Here is a 16,903-nt window from a genome sequence, read left to right on the forward strand (position 1 = left end):
TGCCCTCACCAGGATCGATTCCCGATCCGAGAGTCACTTTTTCATTTCCAAAGATAATGAGCCCGCTGGGCATTCAGGGAGTAGAGACATGCCGAAGTTGAGATCCGCCACCACCACCCACGGACGTAACATGGCCGGGGCCCGCGCCCTCTGGCGTGCCACCGGCATGACCGATCAGGATTTCGGCAAGCCCATCATCGCCGTGGTCAACTCCTTCACCCAGTTCGTGCCGGGTCACGTTCACCTCAAGGATCTGGGCCAGCTGGTGGCGCGCGAGATCGAGGCCGCCGGCGGCGTCGCCAAGGAGTTCAACACCATCGCCGTGGATGACGGCATCGCCATGGGCCACGGCGGCATGCTCTACTCCCTGCCGTCGCGCGAGCTGATTGCCGACTCGGTGGAGTACATGGTCAACGCCCACTGTGCCGACGCCATGGTCTGCATCTCCAACTGCGACAAGATCACCCCGGGGATGCTGATGGCCGCCCTGCGCATCAACATCCCGGTGATCTTCGTCTCCGGCGGCCCGATGGAGGCGGGCAAGACCAAGCTCTCCGATCAGATCATCAAGCTGGATCTGGTGGACGCCATGATCCAGGGCGCCGACCCCAAGGTCTCCGATGCCCAGAGCGAACAGGTGGAGCGCAGCGCCTGCCCCACCTGCGGCTCCTGCTCCGGCATGTTCACCGCCAACTCCATGAACTGCCTGACCGAGGCGCTCGGTCTCTCCCAGCCGGGCAACGGTTCGCTGCTGGCGACCCATGCCGATCGCGAGCAGCTGTTCAAGCTGGCGGGCCAGCGCATCGTGACCCTGGCCAAGCGCTGGTACGAGCAGGACGATGCCTCGGCGCTGCCGCGCAACATCGCCACCAAGGCGGCGTTCGAGAACGCCATGGCGCTCGACATCGCCATGGGCGGCTCCACCAATACCGTGCTGCACCTGCTGGCGGCGGCCCAGGAGGCTGGCGTCGACTTCACCATGGCCGACATCGACCGCATGTCGCGCAAGGTGCCGCAGCTCTGCAAGGTGGCGCCCTCCACCCAGAAATACCACATGGAAGACGTGCACCGTGCCGGCGGCGTCATCGCCATCCTGGGCCAGCTGGAAAAAGCGGGTCTGGTGCACGGCGACGCCCGCAACGTGCTGGGTACCTCGCTGGTGGAGCTGCTGGCCGAATATGACGTCAGCCGCCAGCCGAGCCAGGAGGTGGTGGACTTCTATCGCGCCGGCCCGGCCGGCATCCGCACCACCAAGGCGTTCAGCCAGGATTACCGCTGGCCGGAGCTGGATCTGGACAGAGCCGAGGGTTGCATCCGCTCGCTGGACAATGCCTACAGCCTGGAGGGGGGCCTCGCCGTGCTGGCCGGCAACCTGGCGCTTAACGGCGCCATCGTCAAGACCGCCGGGGTGGACGAGGAGAACCTCACCTTCCGTGGCCCGGCCCGGGTATTCGAGAGCCAGGACACGGCGGTCGCCGGCATTCTGGATGGCACAGTCCAGGCTGGTGAAGTAGTGGTGATCCGCTACGAGGGTCCGAAAGGGGGCCCCGGCATGCAGGAGATGCTCTACCCCACCACCTATCTCAAGTCGATGGGATTGGGCAAGGCGTGTGCGCTGATCACCGACGGCCGCTTCTCCGGCGGCACCTCGGGCCTCTCCATCGGTCACGTCTCGCCGGAGGCGGCCTCTGGCGGCACTATCGGTCTGGTGGAGGATGGCGACATCATCAACATCGACATCCCGGCTCGCAGCATGGTGCTGGAGGTGGCCGACAGCGTGCTGGCCGCCCGCCGCGTTGCCGTCGAAGCTCGTGGCTGGAAGCCGCTCGATCGCCAGCGTCAGGTCTCCTTTGCCCTGCGCGCCTACGCCATGTTCGCCACTAGCGCAGATAAAGGCGCGGTGCGTGATCGCACCCTGTTGGGGGAATAAAGATGAATTCCAATATGAACTATGAGCAGTCGACCCGACTGGTCGGTCTTTGCGCCGACAAAGGGTTGATGTGGCGCGATCGCTCGATGCTGGGGGAATAAGTCATGGTCTCTGCGGCGGATTATCTACGCAAGGTGCTGCTCTCCCCCGTCTATGAGGCGGCGCGGGTCACCCCCTTGCAAACCCTGAAAAAACTCTCCGAGCGGCTCGGCAATCACGTCAGCCTGAAGCGGGAGGATCTGCAACCGGTCCACTCCTTCAAGCTGCGCGGCGCCTATCACAAGATCGCCACCCTGACCCAGGAGCAGAAGGATCGCGGCGTCATCGCCGCTTCCGCCGGCAACCATGCCCAGGGGGTCGCCCTGTCGGCCGCCAGGCTCGGCATCAAGGCGATCATCGTGATGCCCAAGACCACGCCGGACATCAAGATCGATGCGGTGCGCCGCCAGGGCGGCAACGTCATGCTGTTTGGCAACAGCTTCGACGAGGCTTACGGCGAGAGCCGCCGCCTCGCCGAGTTGGAGGGCTACACCCTGATCCCGCCGTTTGACGACGTCGAAGTGATCGCCGGGCAGGGCACCATCGGCAAGGAGCTGCTGGAGCAGGATACCCATCTTACCCACGTCTTCGTGCCGGTGGGGGGCGGCGGGTTGGCCGCCGGGGTGGCGGTCTACATCAAGCAGCTGCTGCCGGATGTGAAGGTGATCGGGGTGGAGGCGGAGGGCTCCGCCTGCCTCAAGGCTGCACTGGCGGCCGGTGAGCCGGTCAATCTGGAGCGGGTCTCCCTGTTTGCGGACGGGGTGGCGGTCAAGCGCATCGGCGAGGAGACCTTTCGCCTGTGCAACCAGTATCTGGACGAGGTGGTGACCGTCTCCAACGACCAGATCTGCGCCGCGCTCAAGGATATCTTTGACGACTGCCGCGCCATCGCCGAACCGTCGGGTGCCCTGTCCCTGGCGGGCCTCAAGGCCTACAGCGAGCGGGAGCAGGTCAAGGGGGGGCGGATGGCGGCCATTCTTTCCGGTGCCAACGTCAACTTCCACAGCCTGCGCTACGTGTCGGAGCGCTGTGAAATAGGCGAGAAGCGCGAGGGCATGCTGGCGGTGACCATCCCCGAGCGCAAGGGGGCCTTCCTCGATTTCTGCCACAATCTGGGGCCGCGCATGGTGACCGAGTTCAACTATCGCTATGCGGATGCCGAGCTGGCGTCGTTGTTCGTCTCGGTGCGCCTCAACGGCGGTGACGAGGAGCTGGGCCAGATCATCGATCAGCTCGGCGGCAACGGCTACCCGGTGGTCAACATGACCGAGAGCGAGCTGGCCAAGAATCACGTGCGCTACATGATTGGCGGCCGCCCGGCCCGGCCCCTCGGTGAACGTCTCTACAGCTTCAAGTTTCCGGAGCAGCCTGGCGCCCTGATGCGCTTTCTGGAGACCCTGGGCTGTCGCTGGAACATCAGCCTGTTCCACTACCGCAACCACGGCGCTGACTATGGCCGGGTGCTCTGTGCCTTCGAGCTGCCGGACGAGGACGTGGTGTCATTCCACGACTACCTGCACGAGATTGGCTACGGCTGGAAAGAGGTGAGCGACGACCCCGCCTACCGGCTGTTTCTGGCCAGCTAGGCGCGCTGCAAGCAGCAAGAGGGAGGCCATCGGCCTCCCTTTTTCATGGCGCTGCCGGCGCACCCGCGGATACCCCTGCTTGGGGCGTTTTACGGTCGGGAATGCCGTGCGCTTCACACTCTTGAGTCCCAAGTCATTTGAGGCTGACAACAGATGGGATAACCTGATGGGCGGGGCCGGGTTTGCCCCATCAGGGAAGAGAGGCGCAAGAGCGCCCATCACGACTCATTGCAGAGGCTTTTACCATGAACAAATCGATACTTGCCGTGCTGGTCAGCGGCCTGCTCGTCAGCGGGGGCGTGCAGGCTGCCGCTCAGGACAACACCTGGTACGTCGGCGGCAAGGCCGGCTGGTCCAATTTTTACGGTGTGGACTACAACGAGCAGGTCAAAGCCGTTGTCGACCTTGTTGAACCAGACAAGAAGCACAGTGATCTTGGCGTGGGGGCATTTGTCGGTTACCAGCTCAATCCCAATCTGGGTTTCGAGCTGGGCTATGACTGGCTGGGCAAGTACAAACTGGACAAGACGGTATCACAGGGTACCCAGTCTGCCGGGCTGAATGGTGAAGCCAAGGCACAGATGGTGCAGGCCACGATGAAAATGAGCCTGCCGGCAACCTCGGTGCTGGATGTGTATGGCAGGCTGGGGGGGGCTTACGCCTGGACTGAGAGCGCTTATTCCGGGTGGTATAGCGACTCAGCCAATCCGGCCAACGATCTCTCATTCGATAGCAAGGGGCACAAATATCATGGTGCCGCATTTGTGGGCGCGTTGGGCATTGAATACGCGATCGATCGTGATTGGGCCGCTCGCCTCGAATATCAATACACAACGCCGCTTGGCAAGACCTCTCCCGAGGAGTCAGGCATCGAGATGGACAACGGCCTGCTGGCCTTCGCCATGCTCTATCGCTTCGGCCAGCAGGGCGGCGAAGTGGCTGCTCCCGCACCGGCCCCGGCGGCGGCGCCTGCTCCCGCCGTGGTGGTGGTGCCCAAGACCTTCAGCCTGAGCTCGGACGTACTGTTCGAATTCAACAAGGCGACCCTTAAGCCGGCTGCCAGCCAGGCGCTCGACGCCCTGTTCAGCCAGATAGTGGCGGCCAATCCGAAAGACGGGGTGGCGACCGTGATCGGCCATACCGATCGCATCGGCTCCGACGCCTACAACCAGGCGCTCTCCGAGCAGCGCGCCCGCAGCGTGGCCGACTACCTGATCGCGAAGGGGCTGTTTGCCGACAAGGTGCGGGTCGAGGGGCGCGGCAAGTCCTCTCCGATCACCGGCAACAACTGCAGCAGCGGCTCCAGACCGGCGCTGATCGCCTGCCTGGCACCGGATCGGCGGGTGGAAGTGCGGCTGGAAGGGGTCTCCCAGCAGGCGCAATGACCTGGGTGTCAGCATGAGCGACGAGGGAGGCCCAGGCCTCCCTCGTCTGTTCAGCCGGTGCCAAGCCGTCGCTGCCATTTGACCCGCTGGAAGCCGTAGCCCAGCAGGATCAGCAGCAGGGCGCCGGGCAGTACCGTGTGCCACAGAAAGGGCCATTGTTGCCCCGTCATCAACACCAGCAGAGGGTTGGCGCCGGCAGGCGGGTGGATCAGATCCAGCCCCTGCATCAGCGCGATGGCCAGCCCCACGCCCAGAGCCAGTTGCAGCTCCAGCGGCAGGGGCAGCTCCTGCATCAGCAAGCCGACGGTGGCCGTCAGCAGATGGCCGCCGAGCACGTTCCACGGCAGTGCCAGCGGGCTCGTCGGCAGGGAAAACAGCAACACGCAGCTGGCCCCGAAGGGCGCCATGATCAGGGCGGCATGCCAGCTGATGTTCAACCAGCCCAGCACACCTATCGCCAGTGCCGCCCCCACTCCTGCCCACAAGGGGCCATACCATCTCGTCATCACGGTTTCCTTCTTGGTTTGTCAGCCGTGATTAGGCACATTAGGTAGACAGATCGGTGTACTTCAAGAGGAAAAACGCGATGAGCGAAAAACGGCAGCAGCTGGTGGCGACGGCCTACCGTCTGTTCAACCGCCATGGCTTTCACGCCACCGGCATCGACCGCATCTGGGCGGAGGCCGGCAGCACCAAGCGCACTCTCTATCGTCATTTTCCCACCAAGGATGCCCTGATCGAGGAGGTGCTGCAGTCCCGCGAGCGGGAGTTCTTCGCCCTGCTGGAAGCGCGCCTGCAGGGGCAGGAAGGGCGGGAGAGTCGCCTGCACGCCCTGTTCGACGGTTTCGGGGAGTGGTTTGGCCGCAGCGACTTCTATGGCTGCAACTTCATCAACGCCAGCGCCGAGTTTGCCGATCCCCGTCACCCGGTTCGCAAGCTGGTGGTGGCGCACAAGCAGGCGCTGCTGGACTGGGTCTGCACCAGGCTCGACTGCCACGAGGCGCAAGCCACCGGCATCTGCCTGTTGCTGGAGGGGGCCGTGGTGATGGCGCACAGCTATCAACAACCGCAGGCACTGGTGCAGGCAAGGTCGCTGGCATTGGCGCTGTTATGTGCCGATGGCGAGGTGTCTGCCGGCTGATATAGCCAATCGGTGTTAAGCCCGCCCCGGCAGCTGGTCGATAACTGACCAGATGTATGGCGCCGAGGGCGAAGATATGCGCATCGATCACTACGACCTCCAGGGGGAGGTGCAATACCAGCAACAGCAGGCCCAGGCCCGCAAGGTGCGCAGGCTTGGCCCCGTGCCGCCAGCCAGCCAGGTGCAGTCCCCTGCCACGGCGCCGGCGGACTCTGCCCCCGCTGCTGCCGGCGGCGGCAGTCAGCTCACCTTCACCCGCAGCAGCCTGCTGACGCTGCAGATGGCCAGCCGCACTGCCGCCGGCCCGGCTCAGAGCGCCCCTGAACCTGCCTCGGCCAAGTCCACCGAGACCGGCAAGAGCGAACAGGATGGCATGCCCAACGACGGGCTCGACAATCGTCAGCGGCTCATCAAGCTGATGATCGAGGCCATGCTGGGCCACAAGATAGAGCTGCCGGATCCCATCAAGCCGGCCGAGCAGGGCGCGGAGGGGGTGAGTGCCCCGACGGGTGAGGGGACCCAGCCTGCCGCCGAGCCGGATCAGCTGGTGGAGGTGACCGACAGCCTGCTGCAAAAAGAGCAGCTCAACGTGGTGGCGGCGGCGAATGTGCAGACCCAGGATGGCCAGACCCTGCAGCTGGATCTTGGGTTTGTGCTGGACTGGCGTCAGCTCGACATCAGCCAGCGCCGCACCACCCTCAATGCCCTCAAGGATCCGCTGGTGCTCAATCTGGATGGAAAAATCGCCGGCCTGACCGACGCCCGGGTCAATTTCGACCTCGATCAGGATGGCAAGGCGGACAGCCTGCCTGGCCTGAGTGAGGGGAGCGGCTTCGTGGCGCTGGATCGCAACGGCAACGGCACCATAGATGACGGCGGCGAGCTGTTCGGGGCCCGTTCCGGCAACGGGTTTGGCGAGCTGGCGACCCTGGATGAGGATGGCAATGGTGTGCTGGACGAGCGGGACAGCCAGTTCTCGGCGCTGCAGTTCTGGCAGCCGGATCAGTCACCCATCGCTCTGGTGGAGCTGGGGATAGGCGCCATCCTGCTGCATCCCCTCGACACCCCCTTCAACCATCTGGGGGAAAACGGCAATCAGGGGGTGCTGCGCCAGTCCGGCCTCTATGTGACCGAGCAGGGCAAGGGGGCTGGGTGCAGCAGGTCGACCTGCGGGTCTGAGCCCTGCGCCCGCATGGCAAACCCAGTCGCTGACGCTGCACGTTGGCGACCGCTTCACCGTCAGCGACCAGCACCTGACTCAGTTCAGCTCGGTGGGGTCGATATCGAGGCTCCAGCGCACCCGCTTGGTCTCGGGCCACCCCTCCAGCTCCTTCACCGCCCAATCCAGCAGCTGGGCCAGCGGTGCCCGGCTCGGCCCCTGCACCAGCAACTGCATGCGAAACTTGCCCGCCTTGCGCTCCATGAAGCCGCTGATGGGCCCCAGCACCTGCACATGTGGGTAGCGGGCGCTGCGCAGGGTGTCGGCGAGGCGGGCGAGGAACAGCTGCACCTCGTCGCGGCCGTTGGCCTCGGCCCGAAACAGCCCCTGATAGCTGAACGGCGGCAGCCCCAGCAGGCGACGCTCCTTGAGCGCCGTGTCGGCAAAGTGGCCATAGCCGTTCTGGGTCAGATCCTGCAGCAGGGAGTGCTCCGGGTGATGGCTCTGCAATACCACCAGCCCCGGCTTGCTGGCGCGACCGGCACGGCCCGCTACCTGGGTGTAGAGCTGGGCCAGCTTCTCGGCGGCGCGAAAATCGGCGCTGAACAGGGCGCCATCCACATCCAGCAATCCTACCAATGTCACGTCCGGGAAGTGGTGGCCCTTGGCCAGCATCTGGGTGCCGATCAGGATCTTGTACTTGCCCGCCTTGATGTCGCCGAGGCGGCTCTCCAGCTCCCCCTTACGACGGGTGTTGTCCCGATCGATGCGCACCACCGGATATTGCGGGAACACGGTGCCGAGCAGCTGCTCCAGTTGTTCGGTGCCGACCCCGGATCCGATCAGATCAACGCTGCCACACTCCGGGCAGTGGTGGGGCAGGGGGCGCACGCTGTCGCAGTGGTGGCAGTGCAGCCGCCGCCCGGCCTGGTGCCAGGTGTACCAGGCGTCGCAGCGCTCGCAGGCAGCGCTCCAGCCGCACTGGTGACAGATGAGGGCCGGGGCATAGCCGCGGCGGTTGAGGAACAGCATCACCTGGTTGCCGGCCGCCAGATGCTCCGCCATCAGCTGCTCCAGCTGGGGTGAGAGGCCGGCCTGCAGCCGCACGTTCTTGATGTCCAGGATCACCTGGCGGGCGGTCTGGGCGTTGCCGGCGCGGCGGGTCAGGCTGAGGTGGTGATACTTGCCGCTGCGGGCGTTGTGCAGCGTCTCCAGCGACGGGGTGGCAGAGCCCAGCAGGATCGGAATGCCGGCACGATGGGCCCGCATCACCGCCAGATCCCGCGCGTGGTAGCGAAAGCCGTCCTGCTGCTTGAAGGAGCCGTCATGCTCCTCGTCGATGATGATGATGCCGAGGTTGTGGAACGGGGTGAACACGGCGGAGCGGGTGCCGATCAGGATGGCGGCGCCGCCGTCGCGGCAGGCCAGCCAGGCGTCGAGCCGCTCCCTGTCGTTCATGGCCGAGTTCATCGCCACCACGGGTACGTTGAAGCGGCGGCGGAAGCGATTGATGGTCTGCGGGGTGAGGCCGATCTCCGGCACCATCACCAACGCCTGCTTGCCCGCCTTGAGCAGGGGCTCGAGGATGCTCAGGTAGACCTCGGTCTTGCCGGAGCCGGTGATGCCGTCCAGCAAAAAGGCGCCGAACCTGTCGCTCTGGCTGGTGACGGCAGAGACCGCCAGCGCTTGTTCGCCGTTGAGGCGCAGCCCCTCGCCCGGCTCGAAGCGGGCGGCCCAGTCGCCCTCATGGCTTGGCTCCAGCGAGCGCTTCTCCAGCAGCCCCTTCTTCTCCAGTGCGCTGAGTGCTGCACTCTGGATCTCCTCCTGCTTGAGGGCGGAGGGGGTCTGCGGCCCCTTGCGCAGCAAGGCGAGGGCCTGCTGCTGCTTGGCCGCCCGCTTGAGCTCGTTGAGATCGACCGCCATGCCGGCCTCGGTGGCAAACCAGAACTCCAGCTCCCGATAGGCGGCGGGCTCCCCCTTGCGCACCAGCACCGGCAGGGCGTGGGGCAGCACCTCCCCCAATGGATGCTGGTAGTAGCTGGCACTCCAGTTCATCAGCGCCAGGATATCCGGCCCCAGCACTGGCGCCACATCCAATACCCGCTTGATGGGTTTGAGCTTGTTGCGCGGCACTAGGCTGTCAGCCGGGTGATCCACCACCAGTCCGACCAGGGTTTGCGGGCCGAACGGGATCTCGACCCGGCAGCCGGGGGCAGGCAAGGGCAGGGGGGAGAGATAGTCGAAATGACGGCGTAACGGCACCGGCACAGCCACACGAACCAGATCCAGCGTTTGGGAAGAATTCACCAGAGATTGCCTATTTTTTCTGCGAAGCCACTTGCCTGATCTCAGGCATTTCCTATATTATTCGCAGCCTTTGAAACTGTGTTCAACAATCGTGTGGTGTCCGACAGAAGATCGGATGGCGACACGGCCTATTACTTTGAGGTTGTCCATGAAAGCTGGTATCCACCCTGACTACGTAGCCATCACCGCCAAGTGCTCTTGCGGTAACGTCATCAACACTTTCTCTACCGTTGGTAAAGATCTGAACCTGGACGTGTGCTCCGAGTGCCACCCGTTCTACACCGGCAAGCAGAAAGAAGTTTCTAGCGGCGGCCGCGTAGACAAGTTCAACAAGCGTTTCGGTGCGATGACCACCAAGAAGTAATTTTACTTCTGAAGAATTCTGAAAAAGGCGCCCGATGGGCGCCTTTTTTATTGGTCGGCGTTCTGTAAGGGCCCGCTTTGCCCTATGGTGGTGTGGTTGACGAGGGATGCAGAGCAGGAGCGAGTGAATGAGGAATTGTCTGGTGATGGGGGCGGCGGGCTACATAGGTTCTTACCTGGTGCCCCATCTGCAGGAGCTGGGTTATCGGGTAATTGCCGGGGCGCGGCGCCCCTGCCGGTTGCCGCCCGGGGTGGAGTTTCGCCTCGCCGACAGCCTCAGGCCCATCACCCTGTTGCCTGCGCTGGCGGGCATCGACACCGTCTTCTATCTGGTGCACGCCATGGGGGCAGGGGCCGACTTTCACCGGCTGGAGCAGCAGGGGGTGAAGAACTTCGCCGCTGCCGCCCGCGTCGCCGGGGTGCGCCGCATCATCTATCTCGGCGCCATCCAGCCGGAACAGTGCAACAGCCGCCATCTCAACTCCCGCCGTCACTGTGGCGAGCTGTTTCGGGGCGCCGGCGTACCGACAGTGGAGCTGCGCGCCGGCATCATCATTGGCCCCGGCTCGGCGGCGTTTGAGGTGATGCGGGATCTGGTGTTCAACCTGCCGCTGATGGTGACCCCCAAGTGGGTGCGCTCGCGCACGCCGCCGATTGCACTGTCCAACCTGCTGCACTATCTGGGCGGGCTGGTGGAGGCCGACGGGGTGGACGGCCAGATCTTCAACGCCGCCGGCCCCGAGCTGCTCAGCTACCAGCAGCAGTTGCAGAAGTTTGCCGCCCATATCGGCAAGCGCTGCCCCATCATTCCCATCCCCTTCCTGAGCCCGCGCCTCTCCGCCTGGTGGCTGCAGTTCGTCACCTCGGTACCGCAACCTGTGGCCAAGGCGCTGGTGGGCGGCCTCAAGCACGACATCCCGGCCGATGATGGCCCGTTGCGGGCCCTGCTGCCGCAAACCCTGCTCAGCTTCGACGAGGCGCTGGCCGAGAGTCTATCTCTGGAGCAGCGGCTCGGCGCCGAACAGCAGGGGGAGGAGACCCCGCTCGGCCTGCGCTGGCGCCACCCCGAGTACGGCTTCTATGACCGCACCGCCAGCGGCGATGCCCTCAGCCTCGCCTCGCCGGAGGTGGTGTGGCAGGTACTGCAGCAGCTGGGGGGCGAGCAGCGCTACTTCTACATGAACCAGCTGTGGGTGGTGCGCGAATGGATGGATCACCTGATCGGCGGCCCGGCGCTGACCCGTGGTCGCACCAACCCGGATCGCTTCGTGAAGGGGGATATGCTGGACTCCTGGCAGATCCTTGGGGTGGACGAGGGGCGCAGGCTGGATCTGCTGTTCAACATGCGGGCCCCCGGTGTCGGCCGGCTGGAGTTCAACATACTGCCGGAGGAATCGGGGTTGACCCGGCTCAAGGTGACGGCTCACTGGCATCCGCAGGGGGCCTGGGGGCTGGCCTACTGGCTCGCCATGCTGCCGTTCCACCTCTTCATCTTCCAGGGCATGACCGAGGCGATCGCCCGGAAGGCGGAGGCCATGGCGGGAATCCCCGTCATGGATTGAAACCATATCTATAACTAAATAGGTATTGGTAAGTGGTGTGACATGCTAATTACTGGCTTGTCATTGGCGGGTTGGCGATACTTTCCTCTGTGAAAGCCCGGTGGTTTTCTTTATGATCCCCAGCCCTCGCCCGTGGGCGAGCCAATGCACCACTCATTCACTACCGTATCGGGGTCCCCCATGTCCGATCAGCAGCACGATCTCCGCCAACAGGCACTCGACTACCACGCCCAGCCCGTGCCGGGCAAAATCGCCATCGCCCTCACCAAGCCCGCCGAGACCGCCCGCGATCTGGCACTGGCCTACAGCCCGGGCGTGGCCGAGCCGGTGCGCGAGATCGCCGCCAACCCGGCCGATGCCTACCGTTATACCGGCAAGGGCAATCTGGTGGCCGTCATCTCCAACGGCACCGCCATTCTGGGGCTGGGCAATCTGGGCCCGCTGGCCTCCAAGCCGGTGATGGAGGGCAAGGCCCTGCTGTTCAAGCGCTTTGCCGGCATCGACGCCATCGACATCGAGGTGAAGCACGACACCAGCGCCCAGTTCATCGACACGGTCGCCGCCATCGCCGACACCTTCGGCGGCATCAACCTGGAAGACATCAAGGCCCCCGAGTGCTTCGAGATTGAACAGGCGCTGATCGAGCGCTGCGACATTCCGGTGTTCCACGATGACCAGCACGGCACCGCCATCGTCACCGCCGCCTGACCCCTTCCCCGTTGATGGTCACCGTGCTGCGGATATAGCCCTGCTCCACGCGCTGGAAGTGCAGGGCAAGCAGATTGGCGACAGCCGCATCGTCTGCATGGGGGCCGGCGCTGCCGCCACCGCCTGCATGGACCTGCTGATCAAGTGTGGCGCCAAGCCCCACAACATCTTCATGCTGGACCGTCAGGGCGTGATCCACAGCGGTCGCACCGATCTGAACCAGTACAAGCAGCGCTTCGCCAACGACACCCCTCTGCGCACCCTGATGGAGGTGATCGATGGGGCTGACGTCTTCGTCGGCGTCTCCGGCCCGGACGTGCTGCCCGCCGAGGCGGTAGCGCTGATGGCTCCCAATCCGGTGATCTTCGCCTGCTCCAACCCGGACCCCGAGATCAAGCCGGCGCTGGCCCACGGAGTGCGCGGCGACCTCATCATGGGTACCGGTCGCTCCGACTACCCGAACCAGATCAACAACGTGCTCTGCTTCCCCTTCATCTTCCGCGGTGCCCTCGACGCCCGTGCCAGCCGCATCAACGATGCCATGAAGATTGCGGCGGTCGAGGCGATCCGTGGTCTGGCCAAGGAGCCGGTGCCTGCCGAGGTGCTGACCGCCGCCGGCGTCAGCGAGCTCGCCTTTGGCAAGGACTACGTCATTCCCAAGCCGATGGATGCCCGTCTGTTGCCGCGGGTCGCCCGCGCCGTGGCGCTGGCGGCGGTGGAGTCCGGCGTCGCCCGCATCGCCCTGCCGGCGGACTACATGCTGGGTTGAGTCACGGCAAGCGTGCAGAAAACAGAAGGGGCCCCATGTCGGGGCCCCTTTTCATTACGGGAAGCTTGCTGGTCGATTACTTGGTCTTGGGAGCAACCTTGACGGCCGGCGCCTTGGCGTGGGCAGCCTTGTGGTGTTTTTTCACGACCTTGGTCTGGGTAGCCTGGGGAGCGGCAGCCTTGGTCGGAGTGGCAGCCATGGTGAAGCCGGAGGTCAGGGCGAAGACAGCAGCCAGGCTCAGGGGGATCAGCTTGTTCATATTCCAGTTCCTCATTCGGGTTGATGACATGGAGCGTTTCTCCATGACTTCATCCTAGGGCTGTTCGACTCGCGGTTCAGTGAGTGACTGGTGACGGTTTGTATCCAAATGTACAGGCAGCATCAGGCAGAAACGGGCACCGCTGCTGCTTGGCAGCAGTTGCACCTCGCCGCCGTGGTGGCGGGCGATGCTGCGCACTATGGCCAGCCCCAGCCCGGCGCCGCCAGTGCGCCTGTCGCGGCTCTGATCCAGCCGCACGAAGGGCTCGAAGATCTGCGGCGCCAGTGCCGGATCGATGCCGGCGCCGTCGTCGGCCACCTCCAGCAGATAGTGATCCTGCTGGCGCGCCATGCTGAGGGTCACCCGGCTGGCGGCGTGGCGCAGGGCGTTGCCGATGAGGTTCTCCAGCGCCCGATCCAGCAGGCGGATGTCGCCGCGCCAGGGCAGGGCCATGGCCGGGCGCACGAAGTCGAGCCGTTTGTCCGGTCGCAGCGCCTGCCAGTCGGCGAGGCGGCTGCCGGCCCAGCTGCCGAGCTCCAGCTCGCTGCACTGCAGCGGCAGCTCGGGGCGATCGAGCCTGGCGTAGGTGAGCATCTCCTCGATGAGGGCGTCCAGCGCGCCGAGATCCCGCTCCAGCCCCTGCTGCTCGTCGGCCGAGGGTGCCGGGTCCAGCATGGCGAGCCGGTAGCGCAGCCGCACCAGCGGGGTGCGCAGCTCGTGGGCGATGGCGTCGGTCAGCTGCTTGCGGCTGGCCAGCATGGCCTGCAGCTGCTCGGTCATCTGGTCGAAGGTGCGGCCGACCCGGCCCAGGCTGCTGCCTGGGGGCAAACGGGTGCGGCAGGAGAGATCGCCGTCACCGACCCGGCGGGCGGTCTGTTCGAGCTGCTGCAGGCCGCGCCAGTGCGGGCGTAGCCAGAGCAGGATCGGCAGCCCCAGCGAGAGACCGATGGCTAGCAGCAGCCCCACGTCGACCCAGTGCAGCTCGTGCAGGTAGGAGAGATAGGGCACGGGGCCGACGATCAGCACCTGATCGGTGCCCGGAATGCGCTGCAGGAAGGTGTCATCCTCCTCGACGATGACGATGTTGCCCGCCTCCAGGAAGGCCTGGTCCTCGCTGGCCAGCGGCTGGTTGGCGAGGGCGCCGATCTGCAGCGGCAGGGTGAGCTGGCGGCTCTGCTCCGCCATGCGGGCAGGCCAGTGTTCGGCCGGCAAGCGGGCCAGCTCGCCGGTGAGCAGGCCGAGAGAGCCCTGCATCATCCGCTCCAGATAGCGATCTCCCGCCCGCTCGGCGGTGACCTGATAGACCATGCCGACCAGCAGGATGGCCAGGGTGAAACAGCCGATCAGCAGCAGATAGAACTGGATAAACAGGCGTCGCATCGGGCTCTCCTCTTGCCTGGATTGCGTCTGGGCATTGCCTTGTTGCCCCCTCATTCCCAACCCTTCTCCCGCAAGGGGAGAAGGGAGCAGAGAGCATCAAGGTCATTCGGCGGGGCTTATTCCCAGGCCTGAGGTACCAGCAGGTAGCCTTTCTGGCGCACCGTCTTGATGCGGGTCGGGTTGCTGGTGTCGTCCCCCAGCTTGCGGCGCAGGCGGGAGATGGCCACGTCCATGCTGCGATCCTGGCCGTCGTAGTCGCGACCGCGCAGGCTGCGAAACAGCGCCTCCCGCCCCAGGATCTGGCCGGCGTGGCAGGCCAGCTCCCACAGGAGGTCGAAATCGGCGGTGGAGAGGGGAATGCTGTCGCCGTCGAGGCGCACGTCCCGGCCCGGGCCGTCGATCTGCAGCCGGCCGAACTGCAGGCGCTGGGGCGGCGAGCCGGCGACCACGGGTTGCGGGGCCTGTTGCCCCTGCTGGCGGAACTGGACCCGCAGCCGGGCCAGCAGCACGGGGGGCGGCGTGGTCTTGAGGATGTAGTCGTTGGCCCCCAGCTCCAGGCTCAGGATCTGGTTCATGTCGCTGTCCAGCGAAGTGAGCATGACGATGGGGCCGGCGAAGCGCGGACGCAGATCCCGGCACAGGGAGAGACCATCCTGACCCGGCAGCATGATGTCGAGCAGCACCAGGTCCGGCTGCTCGGCCTCGACCCTGGCGAGCGCCAGATCGCCCCTCGGCTCCAGTAGCACTTCCGTGTCGTGGCGGGCCAGCCAGCTGCTGATGAGCTGGCCTATCTCGGGATCATCTTCAACAAAAAGAATGCGTTGCATGGTGGCATGACACCCAGACTGTGGCGCGGATGCGCGTGCCGCCAGCATAGCGGCTCCGGCCGCCCCATGCACTTGGATAAATAATCAAACAGGGCCCGCGGGCCCTGTCTTGTTTTGCTGGTCGAGCGGGGGCTGTGCCCCGGCGGTATCAGCCCGCCTTGCGCTTGAGATAGACGCCGGCTTCCATGTAGTGAACCCAGGGGGAAGTGGTTCGGACAGGGCGACGTGCTCTCCCCTGTGACATCAACCCGCCTTGCGCTTGAGATAGACGCCGGCTTCCATATGGTGAGTCCAGGGGAACTGATCGAACAGGGCGAAGCGGGCGATCTCGTGGGTTTCGCCGAGCACCTGCATGTTGGCCTGCAGGGTCTCGGGGTTGCAGGAGATGTAGAGGATGTTGTCGTAATCCTGCACCAGCTTGACGGTGGCGTCGTCGAGGCCGGCCCGGGGCGGGTCGACGAAGATGGTGTTGCACTGGTAGGCGGAGAGATCGACCCCTTTGAGGCGGTTGAACTCCCGCTCGCCGCGCATCGCCATGGTGAACTCCTCGGCCGACATGCGCAGGATGATCAGGTTGTCGACGCCGTTGGCGGCGATGTTGAACTGGGCGGAATCCACGCTCGGCTTGGCGATCTCGGTGGCCAGCACCTTGCTAAAGTTCTGCGCCAGGGCGATGGAGAAGTTGCCGTTGCCGCAGTAGAGCTCCAGCAGGTCGCCCTCGCTCCCCTTGGTCACGTCCAGCGCCCAGCCCAGCATCTGTTCGTTGATGGCGGCGTTGGGCTGGGTGAAGCTGTTTTCCACCTGCTTGTAGACCAGCTCGCGGCCCTGCACATTCAACCGTTCGATGACGAATTCCTCCCCCAGGCAGATCTTCTGCTTGTGGGCACGGCCAATCAGTTGCAGCTCGAATCCCTTGGCCCGCAGGTCGGCCTGCAGCGCTTCGGCAGCCTGCTGCCACTCGCTCTCCAGCTTGCGATGGTAGAGCAGGCTGACGCAGATCTGGCCGGACTGGGTGGAGAGGTAGTCGATCTGGAACAGCTTGCGGCGCAGCACGGGGTGCGGGCGCAGCCCTTCCAGCAGCACCGGCATCAGCTGGTTGATGAGGCGGCTGGCGGTGGGGAACTGGTCAACCCGGATGATCTCCTTGGTGGCCGGCGCATACATGCAGTGGTACAGGTCGTCACCGTCGTGCCAGATGCGAAACTCGGCGCGCATCCGGTAGTGTTCGGCGGGGGAGGCGTGCACTTCCAGCGCAGGCAGGGTGAAGTCGGCGAACAACCCGCAGAGGCGCTCGCGCTTCTCGTCGAGCTGGGCCTGGTAGTCGGCCGGGGTTCGAAGGGGCTCCGGGTCGGCGGAAACCTGCTGGGATTGGGTCATGATTTACCTCACATGCACACCGGTCTGGCCGGGACGAAATCGGGGGAAGCCTGCGGCCACCCAAAGGGGCCCGATTTTAAAAGGCCGCTGCGGATTGTCCAGCATTTTGTG

Annotated in this window: 12 protein-coding genes and 2 pseudogenes; 8 read left to right on the top strand and 6 right to left on the bottom strand. The window is 65.0% G+C overall.

The features are described 5' to 3' along the window. Positions 1-88 precede the first annotated feature (88 nt). The 3 genes from ilvD (at position 89) to ompA (ending at position 4,940) form a co-directional block, all read left to right on the top strand. On the top strand, positions 89-1,930 hold the full coding sequence (ilvD, locus tag CAK78_RS21130) for a dihydroxy-acid dehydratase (protein ID WP_094698592.1): 1,842 nt from the start codon (positions 89-91) through the stop codon (positions 1,928-1,930). 104 nt (positions 1,931-2,034) lie between these two features. After that, a complete protein-coding gene (ilvA, locus tag CAK78_RS21135) occupies positions 2,035-3,555 on the top strand; it encodes a threonine ammonia-lyase, biosynthetic (RefSeq protein WP_094698593.1) in 1,521 nt (506 codons plus the stop codon). A 245-nt stretch (positions 3,556-3,800) separates the two neighbouring features. Further along, positions 3,801-4,940, top strand: a complete 1,140-nt coding sequence (gene ompA, locus CAK78_RS21140) for a porin OmpA (protein WP_094698594.1) — start codon at positions 3,801-3,803, stop codon at positions 4,938-4,940. A gap of 50 nt (positions 4,941-4,990) precedes the next feature. Here ompA and CAK78_RS21145 read toward each other — a convergent pair whose 3' ends face one another. Then, entirely contained in the window at positions 4,991-5,446 is a 456-nt protein-coding gene (locus tag CAK78_RS21145) for an HPP family protein (RefSeq protein ID WP_094698595.1), read from the bottom strand. A gap of 80 nt (positions 5,447-5,526) precedes the next feature. Here CAK78_RS21145 and CAK78_RS21150 point away from each other — a divergent pair, with 80 nt between their 5' ends. Together CAK78_RS21150 and CAK78_RS21155 are read left to right on the top strand one after the other, a co-directional pair. After that, positions 5,527-6,081: a TetR/AcrR family transcriptional regulator gene (locus CAK78_RS21150; RefSeq protein WP_094698596.1), complete on the top strand. Its 555-nt coding sequence runs from the start codon at positions 5,527-5,529 to the stop codon at positions 6,079-6,081. Positions 6,082-6,133: 52 nt separating this feature from the next. Further along, a pseudogene (locus tag CAK78_RS21155) lies at positions 6,134-7,260 on the top strand (hypothetical protein). Positions 7,261-7,339: 79 nt separating this feature from the next. Here the strand turns inward: CAK78_RS21155 and priA are convergent. Further along, on the bottom strand, positions 7,340-9,547 hold the full coding sequence (gene priA / locus CAK78_RS21160) for a primosomal protein N' (protein WP_094698597.1): 2,208 nt from the start codon (positions 9,545-9,547) through the stop codon (positions 7,340-7,342). A gap of 148 nt (positions 9,548-9,695) precedes the next feature. On the opposite strand from priA, the gene rpmE reads away from it, so the two are divergent. The 3 genes and pseudogenes from rpmE to CAK78_RS21175 all read left to right on the top strand — a co-directional run bounded on the left by rpmE (position 9,696) and on the right by CAK78_RS21175 (position 12,949). After that, entirely contained in the window at positions 9,696-9,911 is a 216-nt protein-coding gene (gene rpmE, locus CAK78_RS21165; protein WP_005306787.1) for a 50S ribosomal protein L31, read from the top strand. Between the two features lie 127 nt (positions 9,912-10,038). Next, positions 10,039-11,472, top strand: coding sequence for a DUF2867 domain-containing protein (locus tag CAK78_RS21170; protein WP_094698598.1), 1,434 nt, complete (start codon positions 10,039-10,041; stop codon positions 11,470-11,472). A gap of 180 nt (positions 11,473-11,652) precedes the next feature. Further along, positions 11,653-12,949, top strand: a pseudogene (locus CAK78_RS21175) (malic enzyme-like NAD(P)-binding protein). A 76-nt stretch (positions 12,950-13,025) separates the two neighbouring features. Here CAK78_RS21175 and CAK78_RS21180 read toward each other — a convergent pair. The 4 genes from CAK78_RS21180 to trmA all read right to left on the bottom strand — a co-directional run bounded on the left by CAK78_RS21180 (position 13,026) and on the right by trmA (position 16,792). Then, complete coding sequence (locus CAK78_RS21180; protein WP_010635722.1) at positions 13,026-13,208, bottom strand: hypothetical protein; 183 nt, start codon at positions 13,206-13,208, stop codon at positions 13,026-13,028. A gap of 54 nt (positions 13,209-13,262) precedes the next feature. Continuing rightward, a complete protein-coding gene (rstB, locus tag CAK78_RS21185; RefSeq protein WP_094698599.1) occupies positions 13,263-14,588 on the bottom strand; it encodes a two-component system sensor histidine kinase RstB in 1,326 nt (441 codons plus the stop codon). A gap of 116 nt (positions 14,589-14,704) precedes the next feature. Further along, positions 14,705-15,415 carry a two-component system response regulator RstA gene (gene rstA, locus CAK78_RS21190; protein ID WP_176452882.1) on the bottom strand — a complete coding sequence of 237 codons (711 nt, stop codon included), beginning with the start codon at positions 15,413-15,415 and terminating at the stop codon, positions 14,705-14,707. 243 nt (positions 15,416-15,658) lie between these two features. Further along, on the bottom strand, positions 15,659-16,792 hold the full coding sequence (gene trmA / locus CAK78_RS21195; protein ID WP_094698601.1) for a tRNA (uridine(54)-C5)-methyltransferase TrmA: 1,134 nt from the start codon (positions 16,790-16,792) through the stop codon (positions 15,659-15,661). Positions 16,793-16,903 lie beyond the last annotated feature (111 nt).

Origin of the sequence: Aeromonas sp. A35_P, from assembly GCF_002259925.1 — a bacterium.
Lineage (GTDB): Bacteria > Pseudomonadota > Gammaproteobacteria > Enterobacterales > Aeromonadaceae > Aeromonas > Aeromonas dhakensis.